The organism is Streptomyces sp. NPDC021080 (assembly GCF_044333225.1).
In the GTDB taxonomy this organism is placed as follows: Bacteria; Actinomycetota; Actinomycetes; order Streptomycetales; family Streptomycetaceae; genus Streptomyces.
Window position 1 is genome coordinate 71,118 of record NZ_JBIRQM010000003.1, and the last position, 16,940, is coordinate 88,057.

Below are 16,940 nucleotides of genomic sequence, written 5' to 3' on the forward strand. Positions count from 1 at the left end.
CTCACCGTACGGGCCCCGCTCAGTGCGACGCCGATACGGTGAGGAGCTCTTGGCCCCGGTGTGTCAGGCCGCTTCGGCCGACACGGCCTGACGTGCGGACTCCACCAGACGGCCCGCGGCACGCTCGCGCAGCCGGTCGGGAAGGGCGACCAGCGACTCGGCAGCCTTGGCTCGCCGCAGGTAGCGGTGGGCGGGATGCTCCCAGGTAATGCCCATGCCGCCGTGCACCTGGATACAGCCCTGAGCCACCGTGACGGCGGCCTCCAGCGCGGTAGCGGCGGCGAGGCAGACAGCGGTCTCGACGTCCTGGCCGGGTGCCTCAATCGACTCGGCAGCGGCGGCAACCAGGGCCCGTGCGGACTCCACCGCGATCAGCATGTCGGCGCAGCGGTGCGAGATCGCCTGGAAGGAGCCGATCGGTCGGCCGAACTGCTCGCGGGTCCTGGCGTGCTCCACCGACAGGTCCAGGGCTTCCGCTGCGACGCCCACCGCGTCGGCGGCGAGCATCACCAGAGCCGTGTGTTCGGCAGCCCGCAGCACGCCAGGAAAGTCCTCCGGGCCGGCCAGGAGTTCGGCCGGGCACTGCCGCAGCACCACTGCGGCCAGCGGCCTGGTCGGGTCGAGGGACTCCAGCGGCTGCACCTCGCAGCGCCCCTCACCATCGGCGGTGGTCTCCTCGGCGGTGCGGTCCACGGCGAAGAGTGAGGGACCGCCGGGGGTGACCGCTGCCACCAGCAGCAGCCGGGCCGTCCGGGCCTCGGCAACGACCGGTACCCGGCCCTCGAGGGTCCAGCCGTCGCCCGTGTCCGCCCGGACACCGTCTGCTGCGGTCCAGCCGTCGGGAGTCCGGCCCACGGCCACCGCCGCCGGCACCTCGCCGACGGCCGTACGGCGCAACCATGTCGCCGCGGCGGCGGAACCCGCAGTGGCGGCGGCGTCGAGCGCGGCCTGCGCCACCAGCAGCGACCAGCTCGGCACCGAGGTCAGGCGGCGGCCCAGCTCCTCCTGGGCGGCCGCGGCCAGCGCCGGTCCGGCTCCCTCACCACCCTGCTCCTCACTCACCGCCAGTCCGGTTATGCCCATGGCGGCGAGCTCCTGCCACAGGCTCTGGTCCCAGTCCTCGGGGCCGTCCGCGAGAGCGGCCGCCGCCTCGATGCCGCTGCGCTGCCGGAGCATGTCTCCGACGGCGTCACGCAGTTCCTTCTCGATCTCCGCGGTCGTCACCGCTCCCACCTTTCGTTGTACCGGCGCATGGTCAGCGGACCTCGAACGGGTGGCCCTTGAAGGTGGCACGGTCCACCTGGGCGGTGCCGATCGGATTGCCGATCTGTGTATAGGACAGCCCGGTGGCCAGGGCCTGGCTGCGGCTTGCGTCCAGCGACTCCCAGATCGCCTTGACGCTGCCCTGGACCGCCGCAGGCGGCTTGGCAGCGATCCTGGCGGCCAGCTCGTGAGCGCGCTCGCGGAGCCGCTCGCGGTCGACGACCTCGCTGACGAAACCGATCTCCAGGGCCCGGCGGGCGGACATCCGTTCGTCGTTGCCGAGCAGGACCATCCGCAGCACTTCTCCGATGGGAATACGGCGCGCCAGGCCGATCGGCTCCAGCGCCGCAACCATCCCGTACGTGGTGTGCGGGTCGAAGAAGGTGGCGTCCTCGCTGGCGATGATGATGTCGGCTTCGTTCAACCAGTACAGCGCACCGCCGGCGGCCATCCCGTGCACCGCGCAGACCAGCGGCTTCCAGCAGCGGTTGAGCTTGGGCGACAGGCTGGTGCCCGGGTCGCTGTCACTGAACGGGTTGCTGGAACGGTCGATGCCCTCGACCACGTCGACGCCGGTGCAGAAGGCCCGCTCGCCCTCGGCCTGGAGCACGACGACGTGCACCGCGTCCTCGCGGGCGGCATACCGCCACAGGGCCGCGAAGTCGCCTATGGTCTGCTGGTTGAAGGCGTTGAGCCGCTCGGGGCGGTTGAGCGTGACGGTGAGGACGTGGTCCTCGCCCAGTTCCACGAGCAGGGTGCCGAACTCCGGCATCTCGGTTGTCTCGGCCATGGTCAACTCTCCTTCTTGGCAGTGCCGCCGACGCCGCGGTGCGAGGGCAGCCCCAGGACCTTTTCGGCGATCGTGTTGCGCTGGATCTCAGCGGTGCCTGCGCCGACGGTGGCGGCCCGGCTCATCAGGTAGCCGAAGGTCCAGCGGCCGCGCTCGGGAGCGGTGGCCTCGCGCTGGCCCAGCACCGCATCGGGGCCGACCACCCGCAGCGCCACCTCGTGCAGGTACTGCTCGAACTCGGACTTCACCAGGCGGTTGACCGAGGCGGCCGGGCCGGGGTCGCGGCCGGAGAGGACCGCGTCCAGTGCGCGTCGGCTGTTGGAAGCCAGTACACGCACCGAGGCCTCGATCCGCGCCAGGTGCTGGCGGACGAACGGGTCCTCGGCGGCGCCGGTGCGCACCGCGAGGGTGAACAGCTCGTCGACGATCCGCCGATACCTGAACTCGTCGGAGAGGAAGGCGGTGGCGCGCTCGTGGCCGAGGCTGGTCCGGGCGATGGACCAGCCGTCGTTCTCCTCGCCCACCAGGTTCTCCGCCGGGACCCGGACGTCGTCCAGGAAAACCTCGGAGAAGTGTGTGCCGCCGCTGATGTCGCGCAGCGGGCGGACCGTGACGCCCTCGGACTTCATGGGGATCAACAGGTAGCTGATGCCGGCCCCGCCGGGGCCCGCCGGGCCGGTGCGCACCAGGGCGAACATCCAGTCGGCGAGGTGGGCCTGGCTGGTCCACAGCTTCTGGCCGTTGACCACATAGTGGTCCCCCTCGCACTCGGCGCGGGTGGTGAGAGAGGTCAGGTCGCTGCCGGCGGAGGGCTCGGAGAAGCCCTGGCACCAGAACTCGTCGGCGCGGAGCAGCGGGCGCAGGAAGCGCTGCTTCTGCTCAGCTGTACCGTGCGTGATGAGGGTCGGCGCGACAATGAAGGACAACCCACACGGGTGCTTCGGAGCACGGGCGCGGGTCATCATCTGGTGGTAGTCGAGCTGGTCGGCGAGTTCCAGCCCCATGCCGCCGACCTCCACCGGCCAGCCCGGGGCAGCCAGACCGGCCTCTTCGAGGTCGGCGTGGAAGGCGCGGGCCCAGGCCAGCCGGTCCTCCCCCTTGCCGCGGGGCTGGCGGCCTTCCAGGAATTCCTTCAGCCGGATCTTCCAGTGTCGGTCATCCGACACGGGCCGTCCGGCGTCCACGACGGTGGCGCTGGTCATCGGACCTCCTACTGGCTCTGCGGGGCGTCTCGGAGCCCGTGGAGCCGGAACGTGACTTGACAATGAAGCAGTCTGTGCCGTGAGCGTGGGGGCGGCTGGGCCGGGGGACGGCCCGGTCCGGCCTGGTCTCACGCCTCGACGACGACTGCGGTGGCCTGGCCGCCGGCGGCGCACATCGCCGCCACTCCGATGCCACCGCCGCGGCGTCGCAGGTCGTGGACGAGGGTGGTGAGCATTCGGGCGCCGCTGGCCGCGATCGGGTGGCCAATGCTGCAGCCGCTGCCATGGATGTTGACGATCCCGGGGTCGATGTCGAGCGCCCGAGTGGCGGCCACTGCGACGGACGCGAAGGCCTCGTTGATCTCGAAGAGGTTCACCGCGTCCAGAGCGACGCCGGACCGCCTCAGGGCCTTGCGGACCGCGTCGGCCGGGGCGAGGCCGGTGAACTCGGGGTCGACGCCGATTGATGCCCAGCCGCGGACCACCGCGAGCGGGGACAGGCCGTTGCTCGCTGCAAGGGCGTCACTGGTCAGGGCGAGCGCGGCGGCAGCGTCGTTGATACCGCTGGAGTTGCCGGCGGTGATGCTGAAGCCCTCGATCTCGGGGTGCAACGGCCGGAGCTTGGCCAGCTTCTCCATCGAGGTGTCACGGCGCGGGTGCTCGTCGATGTCGAAGACGGCGTAGGAGCCGTCCGCGAGCAGCGCCTTGACCGGCACGATCTCCTCGCGGAACAGGCCCTCGTCGATCGCGGCGACGGCCCGCTGGTGCGAGCGCAGCGCCCCGGCGTCCATCTCCTCGCGGGTAAGGCCGGTCAGCCGGGCGGCGTTCCAGCCCACCGCGACCGACATGTCGTCGTTGGGGGTGGTGGGTGTGCTCGGGTGGGCGGGCGAGTTCCAGGGGTCCTGCCACTTGCCGGTCTGCGGGTCTCGAAGGCGCAGCACGGGGGCGGTGGAACTGGATTGCGTACCGCCGGCGATGACCGCGTCCTCCATGCCGGCGCGGATCCCTGCCGCGGCCATCGCGACGGTGGTCAGGCCGGAGGCGCAGTGCCGGTTGACGGCCGCTCCGGGTACGGAGGTCAGTCCGGTGGTAACGGCGACATGGCGGGCGATGTCGCCGCCGCCGTACCGGGACTCGCCCAGGAGCAGGTCATCGAAGGCTTCGGCCGGCAGACCCGAACGCCTGACCGCCTCGGCCACGACGGCCTCGGCGAGCTCCTGGGGCCCGGTGCGCACCAGCGTCCCCTTGAATGCGGTGCCGACTGCCGTACGGCACGCGGCCACCACAACGGCTTCGGACATGTGCGGTCTCCTTGGAAGCAGTGTCGGGGAGGGTGGTGGTAGAAGGAGTCAGGCCGGGCAGGTGTCGAGTTCCAGGTCCGCCGACGTGAAGTGGCGAGACCCGGTAGCTTTCCGCCGCCTCACGGACCGGGCCGGCCGGTACCGGACAGGCTCGTCAAGATGGACGGCACCGTGAGGACGAACGAGTCCCATACTACTCACAACAGGCCACCTAGTAACCTATGTCGAGGAGCCGCCGCACCACCAGCACCCTCCGGCGAATCAGGCGGGCAGATCGGTGATCCGCAGCCCGGCGTGCGCCTTGTACCGCCGGTTCACCGAGATCAGATTGGCGGTGAACGCCTCCACCTGCCCCGCGTTGCGCAGCCGCCCGCCGTACACCCCGCGAACCCCGGGGATCGCCTCGGCCAGCGCCTGAACTACGTCAGTCGCCACCCGGTCGTCCCCCAGCACAAGAACATCGCTGTCGATCGACGTCACCTGAGGGTCGGTCAGCAGAACTGCGGACAGATGATGGAAGGCGGCGGTGACCACGGATTCCGGAAGGGTCTCCTTGGCCTGTTGTGCCGCGCTGCCCTCGGCCACCCGGAGGGAGAAGGGCCCCTGCTTGTCAAAGCCCATCGGGTTGACGCAGTCCACCACGATCTTGCCCGCCAGCACCTGCCGCAGAGAGGCGAGCAGCTCCGCGTGCCCCTCGAAGGGCACGACCACCAGCACCAGGTCCGACTCGCGCGCGCACACCTCGTTGGATGCGCCGGAGATCTGCGCACCACCCAGGGTCTCCGCGATCTCGGCCGCCGCCGCCTCGGCTCGGGCGGCATCCCGGGAGCCGATCATCACGGACAGTCCGGCGCCGGCGAAGCGCAGCGCCAGCCCGCGCCCCTGGGGCCCGGTGCCGCCGAGAATGCCGACGGTGCGCCCTGACAGGGAAGAGCCAGCCTCTGTTGTCATCGTTGCACTTCTCCGATCCACCAGACTCTTATCAGTTTAATTAGTTAGCTATCACGTGACGAGTGGATCCGCCAACCCCCTTCGCCGCCTTACCGATCCGAACAGCCTGCACAACAGGGCGGCCGGCGAGGAGGCAGTGCTCCTCGCCGGCCGCCGTCCTGATCGACCAGTGGCTGTCATCGTCCCGGCATCGACGGGCCGCTCTCTCTTCAGTGAGCGGGTCCCGACCTGTCGGCCAGCCGTCGGCGAAGGGCGAATTTCTGGACCTTGCCGGCCGCCGTACGCGGAAGCTCCTCGACCACCACCAGGTGCTCGGGAGTCTTCTGGCGGGCCACTCCCGCGTCCCGGAACAGTTCGGTGACCTCGCTCAGCGCAAGCTCGGCCCCCTCCCGCAGCACCACGAAGGCGCAGACCCGCTCACCGTAGCGCTCGTCGGGCAGGCCGACCGCCGCCGCATCGGCGACCCTCGGGTGGGTGGCGAGAACGTCCTCGACCTCCTTGGAGGAAATGTTCTCGCCACCGCGAACGATGATGTCCTTCTTGCGGTCGGTGACGGTGAGGTAGCCGTCCGCGTCCAGCCTGCCGATGTCGCCGGTACGGAACCAGCCGCCGGAGAGGAAGGAGCTGTCGTTGAGCCGCTCGTCGCGGTAGCCGGGGAACAGCTCCGGCCCCCGGGTGACGATCTCGCCCTCCTCCCCCGGGGGCACGTCCGTACCGTCGTCGTCCACCAACCGGATCTCGTTGCCGGGGGTGGCCCGGCCGTCGGTGCGGGAGCGCTTCCCCAGCGGGTCCGAGGGCACCCCCGAGCTGATGGTGGGGTGCTCGCTGGAGCCGTACGTGCGGTAGGCCGCGATACCCATCCGGTCAGCGCGCTCGATGAGCACCGGCGGCACGCTGGCCGCACCGACCATGAACTCACGCAACGAGTCGAGCCGGGCCTCGCCCCGCTCCTTGGCGTCCAGCAGGGCGATCAGGTGGACCGGCGCGCCCACGCTGGAGGTGACCCGGTGACGGTCTATCAGCTGGGCTGCCCGGGTGGAGTCCCAGGCGTCCATCATCACCGTGGCGCAGCCCAGGATCAGGATCCGCAGCAGGCCCAACAGCCCGGCGACATGGCCGGAAGGAAAGACGGCCAGATGCATGGAGTCCGCACCGCTGTCCCGCAGCAGCCCGGCCGAGCGGACCTCGGCGACCAGGGTGCGGTGTGTGTGTTGGACGCCCTTGGGGTCTGCGGTGGTACCGGAGGTGTACACCAGCATGGCCAGGTCGTCCGGGTCCCGTTCCACGGGCTGGAAGGGGTGGGCGAGGGCGCCCTGCAGGTCGCCCCAGGCGACGGCGGACTCGGGAACCGGTCCCTCGCCTGCGACCACGACGGCCCTGAGGTCCGGCAGCTCGCCCAGGCGGGAAAGGACGTCCGAGCAGTCCCTGCCGCGCCAGGAGGCGGCCATGACCAAGGCCACGGCGCCGGACTGGCGAAGAATGAAGTCCAACTCGCGCGGCCCGTAGATCTGGACCACCGGGAGCAGCACCGCACCGCAGAGCGCGACCGCGGTCTGGGCCACCGCCCCCTCGTACCAGTTGGGCAACTGGACGGCGACCACGTCCCCGGGTTTGATGCCCATGCCCTGAAGCGCGCCGGCCACCTGCCGGGCGTCCTTGACCAGGGCCCCGACGGTCGCCTCACGGGGGCGTACTGCGCTCGCCACGATCACGGGAACCGACTCATACTCTGTGGCGCCGCGCAGGATCTCCCGGGCAAGCGTGGTAGACGGAGACACCGACACATCCTCCTAATGGCTAACTTGAGTTAATCAGTAACAGGCTTTATGGGCGGCGACAAGGGATCGGTCAGAGTCGACCTATAGAGTGAGCGGAGCATCTGATTGCGATGTCCAGCCAAGGAGTGACTCGTGGTGGCGGCGAAGTTGAGCGGAGTCAAGGCGATGAAGGCCGTGGGCGACACCATCCGGGCCCCGAAGATGGCCGAGCTCATCGCCTCACGTCTGCGTGGGCGCATCGTCCGCGGCGAGCTGGGTGAGGGGCAGTCGCTCCCACCGGAGACCGAACTGATGGAACAGTTCGGCGTCTCCCGGCCCACCCTGCGGGAGGCCTTCCGGATCCTGGAGGCCGAGTCACTGATCAACGTCCGCCGCGGTGCCCGCGGCGGGGCCCAGGTGATGTCACCGGATCCTGCGGTGGCGGCGCGCTACGTGGGCCTACTCCTCCAGGTGGACCGGGTGACTATCGGGGACGTCTACGAAGCCCGGATGATACTGGAGCCGGCCGCAGCCGCGATGCTTGCGCGGCGCCGCACGTCGCAGGACCTGGAGGACATGCGCGCGTGCATCGAAGAGCTGCGCGAGATGGTGGACGGCCGGTCCGATCCGGTTGCCACCGACAGTGTCGAGTGGTCCTTGGCCGCCCAACGTTTCCACAACCTGGTCCTGGACCGCGCCGGTAACCGCACCCTCGCGGTCCAGGCCGCGATGCTGCGCGAAGTGATCAGCAGGCACCTGGCGATCGCCGTCTCCCGCCTGTTCGATCCCGTGCACTCCCCCGCGGACTTCCGCAACGCAATCCGTTCCTACACCAAACTGGTCGACCTCGTGGCTCTCTCCGACGCCGAAGCCGCCGAACAGCACTGGCGTCGGCACCTGGAGGTAACGGCCACCTTCCTGGTACCGAAGGACGACTCCGAGACCGTCGTGGATCTTTTCCAGTGAGCGGCTGACAGCAGCGGACGAGGGCCGGACGAGAACCCCGTCCGGCCCTCGTCCTGTCCGGCCCGTCCGCTCAGCCACCGGCTGCCAGGCGCCACCTCAGGGTCTCCCCCGGCTCCTCGATCAGCACTCCGCGCCTGGCAAGCGCCCGCAGATGGGCGAACGCCTCGCCCGCGGCCGAGCGCTGCGCCATACCGTCAAAAGACAGCCAGGGGAGCGACCAGTGCATCCGGGCCGCAACGTCCCAGACCACCTCGGCGCCCTCGGAGACCGCCGCGAGCACCTCGGCGAAGCGCTGGTCGTGGTGGCGCCGCAGTTCGGCGATCCGACCTGCCAGGTCACCGAAGCGGTGCTCGTGCGCAGGCAGCACCTCGATCGCCGGATACCGGTCGAGCCGGTCCAGCGAGCGGAGGTAGGCACCCAGGGTGTCGTCCTCCCCCCGAGGCGCGGGCACATTGGGGGTGATCCGGGGCAGCACGTGGTCCCCCGAGAGCATCAGGCGGTGGCGCGGCTCCCAGAAGCACAGATGGCCGGGTGAGTGCCCGGGGGTCCACAGTGCGGTGATCTCCCAGCCCGGGACGTCCGGCCGCGCCCGGTCCGTCAGAAGAACGTCGGGGCGGGGAAGTTCGCCGCGGGCGGCTACCGCGGCAGCGGTCAGTTGCTCGCGCTGGCGGTCAACCACGTCCATGGGCGCCCCGCAGCGGATCAGCGTCTCCAACAGTCGCGGCGCCCAGCCCGGTTCCTCGAGCTGGTCGAGGACCGCGGCGTCGGCGGGAGAGAGTGATACCCATGCCCCCGAGGCCTTCCGGACCCGGGCGGCGAGGCCGTAGTGGTCCGGGTGAACGTGGGTGACCAGCACGCCGCGGACGTCCTGAATGCGGGTGCCGACAGCAGTCAGCCCGGCATCAAGGGCGGCGTAGGCCTCGTCGGTGTTCCAGCCGGCGTCGACCAGGTAGGGCCCGGCATCGGTCTCGAAGACGTAGACCAGGACATAGCCGAGCGAGGTGTTCGGAAGCGGAACGGGAATGCTCCACACCCCCGGGCGGACCTGTTCGACCGGCGGCAGCGGCCGGGCTGAGCTGGGAGCACCTGCGACGGGCAGCGGCGGAACGGGGCGGTTCATGGCGACCTCCTAATTCGCGAGTAGGGAGCTCCAATGCCAGCTTCATGAAGGCGTGCTGGCCTGGCTGCTGTGGATGGGGTTCGCTGCGGCGTCGTGGGTGCCGGATGGACTCCTGGGTTCTCCCGGCACACTGATGCCTTCTGACAGAGCGGTTGCGTCCGGCACCTTCGGGTCGCAGTGAAACCAATCCCGGGCATCCGAACGTTGATCGTCGTGGTGCGAGCCCGCCGCAGGGTGACCTCCTCTTACCTCCTGGCGGTCGCGGCTTGACTTCTTAAGCACGTGAGACGTCTGTCAGGTACGGAACGCCCGGCACCCCTGGACGACACACCATCTCCAGGGTTTCCGGAACCGTTGCGCATCTCTTCCTCGCCTCGACGCGACAGTCTCTATATAGTGAAACAGGTTATCTGATTTATCTTTCTCGAGGAGTGACGTATGCGCTACGGACTGCCCTGGCACGGAGCCGAGATCGCCCAGGAGGCCGAGGCGGCCGGAGTGTCCGCGTTCTGCAGCGGCGAGTTCGTCGACCACGAGGCCTACGGAACCCTCGCCGAAATGGTCGCCGGCACCACCCGCGCCACCGTCGGCCCTGGCATCGCGTACGCCTTCGCCCGCACGCCCTACGCCCACGCCGCCGCCATGCGCAGCGCATGGAAGCACGCCAAGGGCCGTCTCTTCCTCGGCCTCGGCTCCGGCGCCTACCGCATCAACCGTGACTGGTTCGGCGTCGAGGCCGACCGCCCCGTGGAGCGCATGGCCGACCTGGTCGGTGCCATCCATGCCTGGCTGCACGCCGAGAACGGCCGCCCCGTCCGCTACCAGGGCGAGTTCTACCGGATCGACGCCGACGTCCGGGCCCCGGTCCTCGGCCGGATCGACGTCCCCGTGCTGCTGGCGGGCTTCAACAAGCGGATGGCCGCCACTGCTGCCCGTACCGCGGACGGTGTCATCGGCCACGGTCTGTTCACCCGGAGCTGGTGGGACGACGTCGTCCGCCCCGCCCTGGACCGCGGCCACCAGCAGGCCGACACCGATGCCGCACCCCTGGAACACGGCTGGGTCATCACAGCAGTCAACGACGACGACCCCGAACGCGCCGTCCTCGACGCCCGCCGCATGATCGCCTTCTACCTCACGGTCAAGACCTATGACCCGTACGTCGTCCACCACGGCTGGGAGAAGCCCGTCGAAGCCATCCGCGACGCCTTCCGTATCGGCGACACCGACGCCATGGCCCATGCCGTCACCGACGACATGCTGGAGCAGATCGCCGTCTGCGGCACCACCGAGGACGCACTCAGCGCCCTCCGCCATCGCAGCGGCTCCCTCGCCCACGACGTCGCCTACCTCGCCCCTCCGTCCTTCCTCGTCAGCGAGCGCCGCCGCCGCGAGTACGCCCGGGCCAGCCTCAAGCTCATCACCGCGGCCGGTCAGGAGACCGACTGACGCCGCAGCAGGCCGAGGCGGCTGCCCGGACGCCAGTTCCGGCCGGCCGCCCGAGGCTGCCGGAACCAGTACCACCGCCCCACGGTCGAAGCAGGGAATCTGCACGGTCTTCACGGACGCAGGGCAGGCGACTGCCCCTGGACGCCGACGGCTCACCGGTACCGTGCTCGACTGCGACGGGAGGCGGACCCCCGCGATCGAGTCGCGGGCCGATCACCGCGGCGATGACAGACAACCTGCCGGTGCCGGCGACCTCCGCGGCGTCGTCAGCGCGCACAAGCCGGCAGCAGGCGTCCGGCGGCGGCAATAAAGCGGACCTCACACGCACCGACCAGCACCAACGGGCAACGGCTTGTCCGACCGCAGCGTCAGAGCAGCACCGCCGGACTGGGGAGGGCCGTTGACGGGCCACCGCGCGGCGAACTTCTCCCGCAGCTCTCCTCGAATCGCCGATCCGGTGATCGTCGCTCAGGTCCTGGCGCGCAGGACCGCAGCCACCGCATCCGCCGAGCCGACCGTGGCCAGCAGCGGGAGGGTGTGCGCCACCTGCCAGTCATGAGCGTCCTGGGACGAGCCGGCGATGCAGTCCTCCGGCACCACGACCCGGAACCCCCGATTGACCGCCTCCAGGGCGGCGCCGGGAATCCCCACATCGGAGGAGACCCCGGCCAGCACAACGGTCCGCACCCCACGTTCGCGCAGGTACGCCTCCAGTTCCGTGCCGTGGAACGGGGTGAGGCCGTGCACCCGGCGGATGCGGATGTCCCCTGGCTGCGGCGCCAGGTCCGGGTGGATCTCGGCGGCAGGCTTCCCCGCGACCACCTGGCCCTTCTTCATCAGGGCACCCAGCAACAGACAAGAGGAGTCGCTTCCCACCCCGTCCGGCCGCGGTTCGATGGTGGAGTGCACCACCGGCACTCCGAGCTCCCGGCACACCCCGGCCAGTGCGGCGATGCGCGCCACCACGCCCCGGCCGGCGGCGTTCGCCGCCAGCCCGGCGTTGGACGCGATCGCGGGGCTGACCATGCCGTTCTGGCACTCGTGGATGACCAGCGCGGCCGACTCGCCGCGGTCGAGGCCTCGTATGCCCACTGTCTTCCCCCGCAGGTCGTCGAGGTCCGGCTCAGCGGGGCTCGCGAGGCAGCCCGAGGGCGCGCTCGGCGACCACGTTGCGCAGCACCTCGTTGGCGCCGCCTGCAATGGTGTAGGCGCGGGCGTACAGGAAGGCGTCCTGCCACCAACCGTCGGCATACGCACCGGGATCGCCCTCGACAGCGATGCCGTCCACCCCCTGGAGGGAGACGCCCAGCTCGGCCGCGGAGAGATTGGCCTCGCTGAAAGAGATCTTCACAAGCGGGGTATCCGCGACCTGCTCGGTGCCGTGGATCATGCGGGACTGTGCGGCCTTGCTCATCAGATCCGCGACATGGATGTCGACGGCGAGCCGCCCGATACGCTGCCGCACCCCGCCGTCCTCGAGGGCCGGACGGCCGGCAACCGTAAGGCCGTCGGCGAGGGCAAGCAGGTCGTCCAGCTGGCGGTACAGGTCGGCACCACGCGCGGCGACCCCGCTGCGCTCGTGGCCGAGGCTCGAGTTGGCCACCCGCCACCCGTCGTTCACCTGGCCGATCACCCGGTCGGCGGGGATGCGGACGGAGTCCAGGAAGACCTCGTTGAAGTCACACGTGCCGGTGATCTCACGGAGCGGGCGGATGTCCACGCCCGGCGTCCTCATGTCCAGCGCGAAGGCGGTGATCCCGCGGTGCTTGGACGCATCCGGGTCGGTACGGGCCAGCAGGTAGCCCATGTCGGCGTGCTGGCCGTTGGTGGTCCACACCTTCTGGCCGTCGATGACGAACTCGTCGCCCTCGCGGCGCGCACGGGTGCTCAGGCTCGCCAGGTCGCTGCCGGCCCCCGGCTCGCTGAACAGCTGGCACCAGATGTCCTGGGCGCTGCGGATCCGGGGCAGGTAGTACTGCTTCTGCTCATCCGTGCCGAATTCGATGATCGCGTTCGAAGCGAGCGGTCCGGCGCCGATGGGGTCCCAGGTCCGGGCGCGGGCGATCTCCTCCGCCACGATGAATGCCCGTTCCAGACCGGCGAGTTCGGGACGGCCGCCGTACTCCACCGGCCAGCCCGCACCAAGGTATCCCGCCTCGAACAGGGCGGCGGTCCAGGCCCGGATGGCGGGAATCTGCTCCGGCTCGGGCGCCCGGACTCCTGCCTTCGGCTTGACACCGGGTGCGTGTTCGGCGATGAAGGCACGCAGTCGGCCTCTGAAGGCGTCCAACTCCGGAGAGATTTCGAGCCGCACCACGGCCTCCGTGTCATCGAGTTTGAAGCGAAGCGTTTCCATAACAACGGTAAATCAGTTATATCATAGGCACGCAGTCGGGCAGGTGACGAGAGGGCGGTGCAGTGGACTTCGAACCGAGCGAGGAACAGACCATGCTTCGGGATGTCTCCCGGAGCGTGCTCAAGGGCCACGCCTCCCCCGAACAGGTGCGGGCTCTGGCCGGCGACGCACTCTCGGACGGCGGCGAGCTGTGGCGGCTGGGCACCGAACTGGGCTGGACGGGGCTGGCTGTGCCGGAGGAGCACGGCGGCTCCGAGCAGGGCCTGGTGGAGCTGAGCATCGTCGCCGAGGAGCTGGGCCGGGCAGCTGCTCCGGGCGCGTTCCTACCGAGCGCCCTGGTCGCCCTGGCCCTGGCCCGCAGTGGCAGCGCCGAGGTGCGGGCGAGGGTACTGCCCGGCCTGGCCGACGGCTCCACGGCAGCCACCTGGGCCCTCGCCGAACCGGGCGGCGTCTGGTCACCGGAACTGGTGGCGGCCACCGCGGTGCGCGACGGGGAGGACTATGTCCTGAGCGGCCGCAAGACCGCCGTCCAGGACGCCGAGGCAGCCGACTGGCTGCTGGTGACCGCGCAGCTGGACGGCACCCCGGCCTCGTTCCTGGTCGAGCGGCAGACCGCAGGTGTAACGGTCCGTCGCCAACGGGTGATCGACGAGACCCGGGCCTTCCACGGGGTGACCCTCGACGGTGTCCGGATCCCGGCGGACCGACTGCTCGGCGGCGGCGTGGCCGAGGTGCAGTGGCTGGCCGACGCTGTCGCGGTGCTCACCGCCGCCGACGCCCTGGGCGCGGCCGAGCGGCTGCTGGAGATGACCGTGGAGTACGCCAAGGTCCGCAAGCAGTTCGGCCGGGCCATCGGCAGCTTCCAGGCAATCAAGCACAAGTGCGCCACCATGCTGCTGCAGGTACACGGTGCCCGGGCCGCGATCCAGTACGCCGCGATGGCACTAGACGCCGGGGAAGCCGACTCCTCACAGGCCGCCTCTGTCGCCAAGGCCTTCGCTTCAGAGGGCATGAGCCGAGTGGCCGGCGAGGCACTGCAGACGCATGGCGGCATCGGCTTCACCTGGGAACACGACCTGCACCTGTTCCTGCGGCGGATCAAGACCGACGAGGCTCTGCACGGCGGCTCCGCCGCGCACCAGGAGCGGTTGGTCACGCTGATGCTCACGGACCGCAAGGAAAGCAGCCCGGTCGCCGCCTGACCGCGTACGCCCGCACCCGCCCTCACGACACCTGGCCCCCGAAGGACCCGTGCTGACCCGGATCGACCGCATCGGCATCGCCTGTTTCGACCTCGACCGGACGGTGGAGTTCTACCGCTCCACCTACGGTTTCGAGGTCTTCCACAGCGAGGTCAACGAGGAACAGCGGGGCGCGAGGCCATGCTGCGGATCGACGGCACCGACGACGGCGGTGCCTCCCGCCTCCAGCTGCTGGAGCCGGTCCGAGAGGACTCCGCGGTCGGCAAGTGGCTGGCGAAGAACGGCGAGGGCGTCCATCACATCGCCTTCGGCACCGCCGATGTGGACGGCGACGCGGCGGAGATCCGCGGCAAGGGGGTTCGGGTGCTGTACGACGAGCCGCGCCGCGGCTCGATGGGATCCCGGATCACCTTCCTGCACCCCAAGGGCTGCCACGGAGCGCTGACCGAACCGGTGACCTCCGCCGCCCCCGAGGACCACCACAGCTGACCGTCCGTCCTGAACCGCTGCCCGGTGGGGGATGGTCCCCGCCGGAGGGCTGCGTTCGGGCGCGAGGACACGACAACGCCGCGTGCGTTCGCCGTCGCCCCCCGCCGCCTTTCGGTCGGCGGGGGCGACGGCGTCGGTGCCACACGTCACCGCCAGGAGAAACCGGGAGAGGAAATCAACTGTGCAGGTCTGGGAGCTGACGGCGCGGGAGCTGGTCCGGGACACGATCGCCCGCTACACCCACGCCGGGGATCGCTTCCGGCTGGAGGAACTGGCTGCGTGCTTCACCGACGACGGCGTGCTGGAGATCAAGGGCCGCGACCCGGTCCGCGGCCGGCCGGCGATCGTGGAGCTGCTGGGCGGCGGCAGCTCAGGCAGCCCCCGAACCGCGGTGCCGGGCTTCTTCGTCCGACACTTCGTGGCCAATGTGGCGTTCGATCAGGTCACCCCGGATCGAATCGACGCGTCCTCGTACTTCCTCGTGGTCACCGACCAGGGGCCGGACCACTGGGGCCGCTACCGCGACGTGCTGCGGCCGGTGGGCGACCGCTGGCTGCTGGAGCACCGGCTGGTCGCTGTGGACGCGGTACGTGAGGGCGGCTGGTACGCGAAGCGACGGCCGTGACTGTGCCACGGCGTTGAGGCTGCCTGCCTGTGCCGGATGGCGCGGGCAGACGCCGGGTGCGTGCGGGCGTCAGCTCAGGCGTTCGCCGTGGCCGCCCTCAGGAGCGATCTCTGCGATGCGGGAAAGGTCCTCAACGGTCAGCGTGAGGCCGGTCTCGGCAACGCTCTGGGCGACGCGGTCAGGGTCGTGCGAGCCCGGGATGGGGACGATGTAGTCCTTGTGCGCCGGCAGCCACGCCAACGCCGGCTGGGCCAGGGTGACACCCTGGCTCTGCCCACCTCCCTCGGCTCCTCCAGTAGCCGGGGGCACCAGCCGCTTCCAGAAGTCGGTCGGCAACACGGTGTCGATCTCAGCCCCACCGACCTTCTTGCGGCCCCTCAGCTCTGCGATCCGTCGTCCTTGGTCCCCTGGTGGAGCATCCGGGCCCGGTCGGTGAGCGTCCAGAACGGCGCCCCGCCGGGTTCCTGCTCGGCCAGGCCCTGTTGCCGCAGGTGCGCGAGCAGGGCCATCGCCCGCACCACGGCGAAGTACAGCGGAAAGCCGCGCAGACCGTCCAGGGTGCCGCGGCTACGAAGCCGTCCGGCCATCTCCCAGGTGGTGAGCGGCCCGGAGCGCAGGGCCACGACGGTGTCCGCAAGGTGGCGCGCGTGGTGATCGCGCAGCTCCCGCACCCGGCCGGGCAGGTCGGAGAAGCGGTGTTCGTGGGCAGGCAGCACCTCCTCGGGACCAAGCCGTTCCAGCCGACCCAGGGAGTCCAGGTACCGGCCCAGCGGATCGTCCTGAGGTCCGGCAGGCTCATGGACGCCCACTGCCGTACGGGGCAGCGCATGGTCCCCCGCGATGAGCAGCCGGTACCGCTCGTCCCAGAAACAGAGGTGTCCGGGAGTGTGGCCGGGCGTCCACAGGGCGGTGAGGTCCCATCCAGGGACCTCGGGCCGCTGCCCGTCCTCCAGGAACACATCCGGTGGCAACGCGTCATGGCCGTTGCGTCTGCCGAGGTCCGAGAGGGCGTCGGCGACCGCTGCGTCGGGCGCGGCGGCCCGACGCAGCAGAGCGGCCAGCCGCTCGGCTGGATCGAGCCGGAAGTGCGGAAGTTCGGCGGCGTCCAGGCGGTGCAGCGAGACCCAGGCTCCGGAAGCCTCCCGGATGCGCGGTGCCATCCCGTAGTGGTCCATGTGGGAATGGCTCACCAGGATTCCCTGGACGTCCTCGACCCGGGTGCCGATCCGGGCGAGACCGGAGGTGAGGACCTGCCAGGCCTCCTCGGTATCCCAGCCGCCGTCGATCAGATAGGGGCCGGCATCGGTCTCGAGGACATAGACCGTCACCCCGCCAGGTGCTACGGGCAGCGGTAGCGGCAGCGCCCACAACCCGGGACGCACCCTTGTCGGCAACGCCGTCTCCTGTGATGCCTCGCCCTGCCGTCGGCCGGGTGCCGCGCTCGCCCCGGCCAGCCCGGTGCGACCGAA

At 70.4% G+C, this 16,940-nt stretch carries 15 protein-coding genes and 1 pseudogene; 5 read left to right on the forward strand and 11 right to left on the reverse strand.

Annotated features, from left to right (window positions below):
- Positions 1-63 precede the first annotated feature (63 nt).
- The 6 genes from ACH4S8_RS07760 to ACH4S8_RS07785 all read right to left on the reverse strand — a co-directional run bounded on the left by ACH4S8_RS07760 (position 64) and on the right by ACH4S8_RS07785 (position 7,213).
- Positions 64-1,224, reverse strand: coding sequence for an acyl-CoA dehydrogenase family protein (locus ACH4S8_RS07760; protein WP_398391810.1), 1,161 nt, complete (start codon positions 1,222-1,224; stop codon positions 64-66).
- 31 nt (positions 1,225-1,255) lie between these two features.
- Positions 1,256-2,053, reverse strand: a complete 798-nt coding sequence (locus ACH4S8_RS07765; RefSeq protein ID WP_398391811.1) for an enoyl-CoA hydratase/isomerase family protein — start codon at positions 2,051-2,053, stop codon at positions 1,256-1,258.
- A 2-nt stretch (positions 2,054-2,055) separates the two neighbouring features.
- Entirely contained in the window at positions 2,056-3,255 is a 1,200-nt protein-coding gene (locus ACH4S8_RS07770; RefSeq protein ID WP_398391812.1) for an acyl-CoA dehydrogenase family protein, read from the reverse strand.
- 128 nt (positions 3,256-3,383) lie between these two features.
- Positions 3,384-4,556, reverse strand: a complete 1,173-nt coding sequence (locus ACH4S8_RS07775) for a thiolase family protein (RefSeq protein WP_398391813.1) — start codon at positions 4,554-4,556, stop codon at positions 3,384-3,386.
- 261 nt (positions 4,557-4,817) lie between these two features.
- Entirely contained in the window at positions 4,818-5,507 is a 690-nt protein-coding gene (npdG, locus tag ACH4S8_RS07780) for an NADPH-dependent F420 reductase (RefSeq protein WP_398391814.1), read from the reverse strand.
- Between the two features lie 209 nt (positions 5,508-5,716).
- The gene (locus ACH4S8_RS07785) at positions 5,717-7,213 is read right to left on the reverse strand and encodes an AMP-binding protein (RefSeq protein ID WP_398391815.1); all 1,497 of its coding nucleotides are present in this window, start codon (positions 7,211-7,213) and stop codon (positions 5,717-5,719) included.
- Between the two features lie 273 nt (positions 7,214-7,486).
- Between ACH4S8_RS07785 and ACH4S8_RS07790 the strand changes: the two genes are divergently transcribed.
- A complete protein-coding gene (locus ACH4S8_RS07790; protein WP_398391816.1) occupies positions 7,487-8,230 on the forward strand; it encodes a FadR/GntR family transcriptional regulator in 744 nt (247 codons plus the stop codon).
- Between the two features lie 70 nt (positions 8,231-8,300).
- Here the strand turns inward: ACH4S8_RS07790 and ACH4S8_RS07795 are convergent, their stop codons facing one another.
- The gene (locus ACH4S8_RS07795; protein ID WP_398391817.1) at positions 8,301-9,350 is read right to left on the reverse strand and encodes an MBL fold metallo-hydrolase; all 1,050 of its coding nucleotides are present in this window, start codon (positions 9,348-9,350) and stop codon (positions 8,301-8,303) included.
- Positions 9,351-9,788: 438 nt separating this feature from the next.
- On the opposite strand from ACH4S8_RS07795, the gene ACH4S8_RS07800 reads away from it, so the two are divergent.
- A complete protein-coding gene (locus ACH4S8_RS07800; protein ID WP_398391818.1) occupies positions 9,789-10,799 on the forward strand; it encodes an LLM class flavin-dependent oxidoreductase in 1,011 nt (336 codons plus the stop codon).
- 468 nt (positions 10,800-11,267) lie between these two features.
- Here ACH4S8_RS07800 and ACH4S8_RS07805 read toward each other — a convergent pair whose 3' ends face one another.
- Positions 11,268-11,891, reverse strand: coding sequence for an isochorismatase family cysteine hydrolase (locus tag ACH4S8_RS07805; RefSeq protein WP_398391819.1), 624 nt, complete (start codon positions 11,889-11,891; stop codon positions 11,268-11,270).
- 31 nt (positions 11,892-11,922) lie between these two features.
- Positions 11,923-13,155 carry an acyl-CoA dehydrogenase family protein gene (locus tag ACH4S8_RS07810; protein ID WP_398391820.1) on the reverse strand — a complete coding sequence of 411 codons (1,233 nt, stop codon included), beginning with the start codon at positions 13,153-13,155 and terminating at the stop codon, positions 11,923-11,925.
- A 62-nt stretch (positions 13,156-13,217) separates the two neighbouring features.
- Here ACH4S8_RS07810 and ACH4S8_RS07815 point away from each other — a divergent pair, with 62 nt between their 5' ends.
- The 3 genes and pseudogenes from ACH4S8_RS07815 (at position 13,218) to ACH4S8_RS07825 (ending at position 15,471) form a co-directional block, all read left to right on the forward strand.
- Positions 13,218-14,357 (forward strand): acyl-CoA dehydrogenase family protein, encoded by a 1,140-nt coding sequence (locus ACH4S8_RS07815; RefSeq protein ID WP_398391821.1) that lies wholly within the window; start codon positions 13,218-13,220, stop codon positions 14,355-14,357.
- 49 nt (positions 14,358-14,406) lie between these two features.
- A pseudogene (gene mce / locus ACH4S8_RS07820) lies at positions 14,407-14,846 on the forward strand (methylmalonyl-CoA epimerase).
- A gap of 181 nt (positions 14,847-15,027) precedes the next feature.
- Positions 15,028-15,471 (forward strand): nuclear transport factor 2 family protein, encoded by a 444-nt coding sequence (locus tag ACH4S8_RS07825; RefSeq protein WP_398391822.1) that lies wholly within the window; start codon positions 15,028-15,030, stop codon positions 15,469-15,471.
- A 69-nt stretch (positions 15,472-15,540) separates the two neighbouring features.
- Here the strand turns inward: ACH4S8_RS07825 and ACH4S8_RS07830 are convergent, their stop codons facing one another.
- Positions 15,541-15,810, reverse strand: a complete 270-nt coding sequence (locus tag ACH4S8_RS07830; RefSeq protein ID WP_398391823.1) for an aldo/keto reductase — start codon at positions 15,808-15,810, stop codon at positions 15,541-15,543.
- A 38-nt stretch (positions 15,811-15,848) separates the two neighbouring features.
- Positions 15,849-16,799: an MBL fold metallo-hydrolase gene (locus ACH4S8_RS07835; protein ID WP_398391824.1), complete on the reverse strand. Its 951-nt coding sequence runs from the start codon at positions 16,797-16,799 to the stop codon at positions 15,849-15,851.
- Positions 16,800-16,940: the final 141 nt, after the last annotated feature.

What these genes read in the sequence shown, in the direction of transcription:
- ACH4S8_RS07765 (WP_398391811.1), bottom strand. Translation starts at nt 2,053, where the DNA reads ATGGCCGAGACAACCGAGATGCCGGAGTTCGGCACCCTGCTCGTGGAA.
- ACH4S8_RS07770 (WP_398391812.1), bottom strand. Translation starts at nt 3,255, where the DNA reads ATGACCAGCGCCACCGTCGTGGACGCCGGACGGCCCGTGTCGGATGAC.
- ACH4S8_RS07775 (WP_398391813.1), bottom strand. Translation starts at nt 4,556, where the DNA reads ATGTCCGAAGCCGTTGTGGTGGCCGCGTGCCGTACGGCAGTCGGCACC.
- npdG (WP_398391814.1), bottom strand. Translation starts at nt 5,507, where the DNA reads ATGACAACAGAGGCTGGCTCTTCCCTGTCAGGGCGCACCGTCGGCATT.
- ACH4S8_RS07790 (WP_398391816.1), top strand. Translation starts at nt 7,487, where the DNA reads ATGGCCGAGCTCATCGCCTCACGTCTGCGTGGGCGCATCGTCCGCGGC.
- ACH4S8_RS07795 (WP_398391817.1), bottom strand. Translation starts at nt 9,350, where the DNA reads ATGAACCGCCCCGTTCCGCCGCTGCCCGTCGCAGGTGCTCCCAGCTCA.
- ACH4S8_RS07800 (WP_398391818.1), top strand. Translation starts at nt 9,789, where the DNA reads ATGCGCTACGGACTGCCCTGGCACGGAGCCGAGATCGCCCAGGAGGCC.
- ACH4S8_RS07810 (WP_398391820.1), bottom strand. Translation starts at nt 13,155, where the DNA reads ATGGAAACGCTTCGCTTCAAACTCGATGACACGGAGGCCGTGGTGCGG.